Origin of the sequence: Streptomyces sp., from assembly GCF_031181555.1 — a bacterium.
GTDB lineage: Bacteria > Actinomycetota > Actinomycetes > Streptomycetales > Streptomycetaceae > Streptomyces > Streptomyces fimbriatus.
The window spans coordinates 50,125-56,983 of sequence record NZ_JAPSKQ010000020.1; the positions used below are offsets into that span (position 1 = coordinate 50,125).

General features: G+C 73.0%; 5 protein-coding genes and 1 pseudogene. 4 read left to right on the forward strand and 2 right to left on the reverse strand.

All coding sequences use genetic code 11. The annotated features are described in order from the left end of the window. The first annotated feature begins 166 nt into the window (after nt 1-166). Nucleotides 167-1,402, forward strand: coding sequence for a DUF4185 domain-containing protein (locus RIM90_RS07110; protein ID WP_309059711.1), 1,236 nt, complete (start codon nt 167-169; stop codon nt 1,400-1,402). On the opposite strand, the gene RIM90_RS07115 is transcribed toward RIM90_RS07110, so the two are convergent. After that, a complete protein-coding gene (locus RIM90_RS07115; protein WP_309059718.1) occupies nt 1,338-2,360 on the reverse strand; it encodes a bile acid:sodium symporter family protein in 1,023 nt (340 codons plus the stop codon). The two genes, RIM90_RS07110 and RIM90_RS07115, sit on opposite strands and share 65 nt — an antisense overlap. 193 nt (nt 2,361-2,553) lie before the next feature. Here RIM90_RS07115 and RIM90_RS07120 point away from each other — a divergent pair, with 193 nt between their 5' ends. The 3 genes from RIM90_RS07120 (at nt 2,554) to RIM90_RS07130 (ending at nt 6,512) form a co-directional block, all read left to right on the forward strand. Then, the gene (locus RIM90_RS07120; RefSeq protein ID WP_309059712.1) at nt 2,554-3,435 is read left to right on the forward strand and encodes a LysR substrate-binding domain-containing protein; all 882 of its coding nucleotides are present in this window, start codon (nt 2,554-2,556) and stop codon (nt 3,433-3,435) included. A 333-nt stretch (nt 3,436-3,768) separates the two neighbouring features. Beyond that, nucleotides 3,769-5,595, forward strand: a complete 1,827-nt coding sequence (locus tag RIM90_RS07125) for an AMP-dependent synthetase/ligase (protein ID WP_309059713.1) — start codon at nt 3,769-3,771, stop codon at nt 5,593-5,595. Between the two features lie 125 nt (nt 5,596-5,720). Then, complete coding sequence (locus tag RIM90_RS07130; protein WP_309059719.1) at nt 5,721-6,512, forward strand: aldo/keto reductase; 792 nt, start codon at nt 5,721-5,723, stop codon at nt 6,510-6,512. A gap of 246 nt (nt 6,513-6,758) precedes the next feature. On the opposite strand, the pseudogene RIM90_RS07135 reads toward RIM90_RS07130, so the two are convergent. Then, a pseudogene (locus RIM90_RS07135) lies at nt 6,759-6,859 on the reverse strand (SAM-dependent methyltransferase); the annotation flags it as partial.

Sequence of the window (6,859 nt, forward strand, 5' to 3'; positions counted from 1 at the left end):
GGGCTTCCTGCGGGGCGGTTCCATGAACGTGTACGCGGGCGAGGACCGCATCGCCCTGCGGACCGCGGCCGCCCGGGGCTGACCGGTCCCCCGGCCCTACCGGGGCCCTCCGACCGTACCGGGGCCCCATGGACCGGACCCCCTTCGGCCACTAACGTCCCGGAGCGTGCCCGACGACGCAGCACGAGCACGGCAGCGCACGGGGACCGGAATCGCCGTGGTGCTGGCCCTGGTCCTCGGGGCCCTGCTGGTCACCGGTCCGCCGCAGGACGGCGACCGGCGGCCGGACGGCGGTGCCTGCTCACCGCGCACCGTCGCCTCCTGGTCCGCCGACCCCACCCTCACCTCCGAGTTCGCCCGCTACGGCGACGACGCCGCCCGCACCGACGACTGGACCGGCGGCGACGGCACCCACTCGGTGCGGCTGCCCGACGGCCGGCTGCTGTGGCTGTTCTCCGACACCTACCTGGGCCGTGTGCACCGCCCGCCCAACCCGGTCGGCGAGTCCTCCGCCTGGCGGGACGCCACCGCCCCGCTGGTGCGCAACTCGGCGGTGCTGATGCGCGACGGCCGTCTGGAACGCACCCTCCCCGCGCCGCTCTTCCCCGACCCCGCCCCGGACCGGTGGCGCTGGCCGGTGGCCGCCCGGGTCGAGCCGCGCTCCCCCGGCTCCGCCGAGCGGGTCGTGCGGGTCCTGCTGTGGGTGCGCGGCGCCGGGCAGTCCCCGTGGATCTACGGCGTGCCCGCCGCCACCGAGGTCGCCACGCTCTCGCTGCCCGACCTGCGCCTGGAGTCGGTCGTGACGGTGCTCGACCAGCGGCAGGTCCCCGACCCGTCGCGGCGGGTGCTGTTCGGCACGACCCTCGTCGAGGAGGAGGGCTGGACGTACGTCTTCGGCGGCGACGACGGCCGCCCCGCCTCCCGCCCGGCCTCGCACGCCTACGCGGCACGCGTCCCGGAGGGCGGGCTGGCGGACCCGGCCGCCTGGGAGTACTGGAACGGTTCGGAGTGGCAGACCCGGGCCCGCCCGCGCCCGGTGCTCGGCGACGGGCGGCGCACGGGTGTGGGCAGCGCGTTCTCCGTGGTGCGGGCGGACGGGACCTACGTGCTGTTCACGATGGCCGCGGGCGCCGCGGGACTGACCACGGTGACGTCGTACTGGGCCTGCTCCCCGACCGGACCGTGGCACGGGCCGGCGAAGGAGTTCCGTCCCGCGCTGCCGCAGGACGGGACCGCCGCCTACAACCCGCAGGCGCACCCGGAGCTGAGCGACGACGGGCGGCTGGTGCTCAGCTACGACGTCAACTGGCTGGAGACGGCCGGGGCCGCGGTGATGCTCAGCCGGAACGTGTCCCTGTACCGACCTCGGTTCGTGACGATCCGGCTCGGTCCGCCCCGCTGACCCGGCCCGCCTCCTCGACGGGGTCGTGGGAGCGGCGCCTGGCGATCACCGCGCACACCATCAGCTGCATCTGGTGGAAGAGCATCAGCGGCAGCACGGCCAGCGAGGCCTGCGCCCCGAACAGCACGCTCGCCATGGGCAGTCCGGCGGCCAGCGACTTCTTCGAGCCCGCGAACTGGATCGCGATCCGGTCCTCGCGGCCGAACCTCAGCGCCTTGGCGCCGTACCAGGTCAGCAGCAGCATCACGGCGAGCAGCACGACCTCGACGGCGAGCAGTCCGCCGAGCCGGGCCGGGCTCACCCGGTGCCAGATGCCCTGGACCATGCCCTGGCTGAACGCGGTGTAGACGACGAGCAGGATCGAGCCCCGGTCGACCAGCCCCAGCACCTTCCGGTGGCGGGCGACGAAGGACCCGATCCAGCGGCGCAGCACCTGTCCGGCGACGAACGGCACCAGCAGCTGGGCCACGATCTTCAGCACCGAGTCGGCGGAGAACCCGCCCGCGCCGCCGCCGAGCAGCATCGCCGCGAGCAGCGGGGTGACGACGATGCCGACCAGCGAGGAGAAGGAGCCGGCACAGATCGCGGCGGGCACGTTGCCGCGGGCGATCGAGGTGAAGGCGATCGACGACTGGATGGTGGAGGGGACCAGGGTCAGGAAGAGCAGACCCTGGTACAGAGGGTCGGTCAGGAGCACCGGAACGAGTCCGCGGGCGGCCAGACCCAGCACCGGGAAGACGACGAACGTGCAGGCCAGGACGGTGACGTGGAGCCGCCAGTGCTTCAGGCCGTCCAGGGCCTCACGGGTGGACAGCCGGGCGCCGTACAGGAAGAACAGGAAGGCGATCGCGGCCGTGGAGGCGCCCGAGGCGACGTCCGCGCCCGTGCCGCGGGCCGGGAACAGCGCGGCGAGGCCCACCGTCCCGAGCAGGAGCAGGATGTACGGGTCGATCGGCATCCAGGCCGGCCAGCGCAGGCGTTTCACGGTGCTCCACTTGCTCGGTCGTGCGGGCGGTGCGCCCACGGACGCACTCGGCTGCGCGGGGACGAGGGATCCCCTCCCCATCTTGCTCCGTCCCGTCGTGATCGGGAATCAGGTATACCGTTCTCACTGTCATCACGTTCCGCGATGACCGCGGTAGCCTGCCGGCATGTACGACCCGACACACCTGCGGACGTTCCTGTCCGTGGCGCAGACGCTGAGCTTCACCCAGGCGGCACGGCGGCTCGGGCTGCGCCAGTCGACCGTCAGCCAGCACGTGCGGCGGCTGGAGGACGCGACCGGGCGGCAGCTGTTCACCCGGGACACGCACTCGGTGGAGCTGACCGAGGACGGCGAGGCGATGCTCGGCTTCGCGCGGCGGATCCTGGCCGTGCACGAGCAGGCGACGCAGTTCTTCACCGGCACCCGGCTGCGCGGGCGGCTGCGGTTCGGCGCGTCGGAGGACTTCGTGCTGACCCGGCTGCCGGAGATCCTCGAGCGGTTCCGGCACGAGCACCCGGAGGTCGACCTGGAGCTGACCGTCGAGCTGTCGGGCACGCTGCACGAGCAGCTCGCCGCGGGAAAGCTGGACCTGGTGCTGGCCAAGCGGCGGCCGGAGGACCCGCACGCCGCCCCGCACCGGCTGGTCTGGCACGACGAGTTGGTGTGGATCGGCGCGCCGGGGCTGCGCCCGGACCCGAACCGTCCGGTGCCGCTGATCGTCTACCCGCCGCCGGGCATCACCCGGGCCCTGGCCCTGCGGGCGCTGGAGCGGCAGGGCAGGCAGTGGCGCATCGTGTGCACCAGCGGCAGCCTCAACGGCCTGCTCGCGGCGGCCCGCGCCGGGCTGGGGGTGATGGTGCACGCGCGCGGGCTGATCCCCCCGGGGCTGGTGCGGATGCCGGAGCGGGCGGGCCTGCCGGAGCCGGGGGAGGTGGACTTCGTGGTGGCGCACGGCCGGCACCGTCCCTCCGCGCAGGGGGCGGCCGACGCCCTGGCGGCGGCGATCCTGGCGGGCGGCGACCGGCTGCACCGCAGCGGGCGGCGGTGACGGTTCCGTCCGCACGCGCGCCGGGATCAGCAGGGCCGGCACCGCCTCCCGAGGGGGACCCCCGCGGGACGGCCATCGGGTCGTACAGATTTCGTGGAGATCACGGCACCGAAACTTACTCCACCGTCAGTTTTCTGCCCGACCCTTCCCCATGTGAGCGCATTTTCCTCCGCTGACCAGCGCGGACGAGAGCCCTGCTCGGTTTTCGGCCCCCTCCCGCACCCCGGCCCGGTGGGGTAGCTTTCACGGCGCCGTGCGGGAGGTCTCCCTCCCGAACCAGTCCGACCGGTCCGAGCGGTCCGAGCGCCGAGGAGCGGGGAACGGGGAGCGGGATTGCGCGAGACCACCAACCCTCCGTTGGCGTTGGCGCCTCCGGTCGGCGGCCTGGCCGACGTGGTCTTCCAGTACGCCGAGGAGGACCCGTCGCGCGTCGCGCTGGGCCGCAAGGACGCCGCAGGCCGGTGGCGGGACGTGACCGGCGCCGAGTTCCGCGACGAGGTGCTCGCCCTCGCCAAGGGCCTGCTCGCGGGCGGGGTCCGCTTCGGCGACCGGGTCGCGATCATGTCCCGGACCCGGTACGAGTGGACGCTCTTCGACTTCGCGCTGTGGACGATCGGCGCGCAGGTCGTGCCCGTGTACCCCACGTCCTCCGCCGAGCAGTGCTTCTGGACGCTGCACGACGCCGAGGTGACGGCCGCGATCGTGGAGCACGAGGACCACGCGATGACGATCGCCACCGTCATCGACCGGCTGCCGCGGATGCGCCGGCTGTGGCAGCTCGACGCGGGCGCGGTGCAGGAGCTGTACGACGCGGGCGCGCACCTCGACGACGAGGTGGTGCACCGGCACCGGCGGGCGGTCACCCCCGACTCGGTGGCGACGATCATCTACACCTCGGGCACCACGGGCCGCCCCAAGGGCTGTGTCCTCTCCCACGGCAACTTCATGCACGAGGCGGACACCGTCGTCGCGCGCTGGGAGCCGGTGTTCCGCTCCAGGGAGGGTGACGAGGCGGCGACGCTGCTGTTCCTGCCGCTCGCGCACGTCTTCGGGCGGATGGTGCAGGTCGCCGGGATCCGCGGCAAGGTGAAGTTCGGCCATCAGCCGCAGCTGAACGCGGCGGCCCTGATGCCCGACCTGGCCGCGTTCCGGCCGACGTTCATCCTGGCCGTGCCGTACATCTTCGAGAAGGTGTTCGACGCGGCGCGGCGCAAGGCGGAGCGGGAGGGCCGTTCGGGGCCGTTCGAGAAGGCCGTCGAGGTGGCCGTCGCGTACGCGGACGCCGTCGAGGCGAAGGCCTGGGGCACCGGACCCGGCCCGTCCGCGGCCCTGCGGATGCGGCACCGGCTCTTCGACAAGCTCGTCTACTCCAAGATCCGCACCGCGATGGGCGGCCGGGTCCGGCACGCCATGTCGGGCGGTTCGGCGATGGACCGCCGGCTCGGGCTGTTCTTCGCGGGCGCCGGCGTCCACGTCTACGAGGGGTACGGCCTCACGGAGTCGACGGCGGCCGCCACCGTCAACCCGCCCGAGCGCACCCGTTACGGCACGGTCGGCCGGCCCCTCCCCGGGGTCACCGTGCACATCGCGGAGGACGGGGAGATCTGGCTGCGGGGCGGCACCGTCTTCCAGGGCTACCTCAACAACCCCGAGGCGACCGACGAGACCCTGCACGGCGGCTGGCTGGCCACCGGCGACCTCGGCTCCCTGGACGAGGACGGCTATCTGACCATCACCGGCCGCAAGAAGGAGATCCTGATCACCTCGGGCGGCAAGAGCGTCTCGCCGGGGCCGCTGGAGGAGCGGGTGCGGGACCACCCGCTGGTCAGCCAGTGCATCGTCGTCGGCAACAACCGCCCGTACGTCGCCGCCCTGGTCACGCTGGACCCGGAGGCGGTCGAGCACTGGCTGACCATGCGCCGCAAGCCGAAGCCGTCACCGGCCGAGCTGGTGCGGGACCCGGATCTGGAGGCGGAGGTGCGGCGCGCGGTGGTCACGGCCAACACCCTCGTCTCGCGGGCCGAGTCGATCCGCACCTTCCGGATCCTGGCGCAGCCGTTCACCGAGGAGCACGGGCTGCTCACGCCGTCGCTGAAGCTGAAGCGGAAGGCGATCGAGAAGGCGTACGAGGAGGAGGTCGAGGCGCTTTACCGCACGTGAATTCTCCGGTCAGGAATGCATCACGGGCCGTGATCGTTGACGATGGGAGTACCACCTGACCACAACCGAAGGATCGAGAGCTCGTGAGCAAGGTCCCCCCGATCATCCTGAACAACGGCGTCGAGATGCCCCAGCTGGGCTTCGGCGTCTGGCAGGTGCCGGACGCCGAGGCCGAGACGGTGGTCGCGACGGCACTGGAGGCCGGCTACCGCAGCATCGACACCGCGGCGGCGTACGGCAACGAGGAGGGCACCGGCAAGGCCATCGCCCGGTCGGGCATCCCCCGCGAGGACCTCTTCGTCACCACCAAGCTCTGGAACAGCGACCAGGGGTACGACGCGACGCTGCGCGCCTTCGACGCCTCCGTGTCGAAGCTGGGCCTGGACTACGTGGACCTGTACCTCATCCACTGGCCGACGCCGGAGCGCGGTCTGTACGTCGACACGTACAAGGCGTTCGAGAAGCTGCACGCCGACGGCCGGATCCGCGCGATCGGCGTGTCCAACTTCCTCCCCGAGCACCTGGAGCGGCTGATCGCCGAGACCTCGGTCGTGCCGGCGGTCAACCAGATCGAGCTGCACCCGCACCTGCAGCAGCACGCCGCGCGCGAGTACCACGCGGAGCAGGGCATCGCCACCGAGGCCTGGTCACCGCTGGGCCAGGGCAAGGGCCTGCTGGAGGTCCCGGCGATCGTGGCCATCGCGCGGAAGCACGGCCGCACCCCGGCCCAGGTCGTCCTGCGCTGGCACATCCAGCTGGGCAACGTCGTCATCCCGAAGTCGGCGACGCCGTCCCGGATCAAGGAGAACATCGACGTCTTCGACTTCAGCCTGGACGCCGAGGACCTCGCGGCGATCAGCGCCCTGAACGAGGACCGGCGGCTGGGCCCGGACCCGGCGGCGTTCAACGGGGCCTGACCTCCCTCGTCCGGCGGCCTCCCCGAGCCCTTCACGGGCGGGGAGGCCGCCGGACACCCGCGCGGGGGGCGATCGACCGGGCCGGCCGACGGGCCGTACGGCCGCGTGGTCGGCGGCCGACCGGACGTCGTCGTGGTCGGCCGCGTTCCCGGTGGCCGCCAACTGCCCCTCGGAATGCCCGAGTTCCCCCGCGAAGCCGCGCAGTCGCCTTGCACCGCGTCCGGTGACGGCCGGGCGACGGCGCCGTCACACGGGCCGGACGGCCGTGTGGACCGTGTGCGCCGCGAGGACGAAGACGTCCGGGCGGTGGTGCAGGCTCGCCCTGTCGTCGGGGTCGAGGAGGCGGT

Coding starts and splice junctions, on each gene's coding strand:
- RIM90_RS07115 (WP_309059718.1), bottom strand. CDS start 2,360: ATGCCGATCGACCCGTACATCCTGCTCCTGCTCGGGACGGTGGGCCTC.
- RIM90_RS07120 (WP_309059712.1), top strand. CDS start 2,554: ATGTACGACCCGACACACCTGCGGACGTTCCTGTCCGTGGCGCAGACG.
- RIM90_RS07130 (WP_309059719.1), top strand. CDS start 5,721: ATGCCCCAGCTGGGCTTCGGCGTCTGGCAGGTGCCGGACGCCGAGGCC.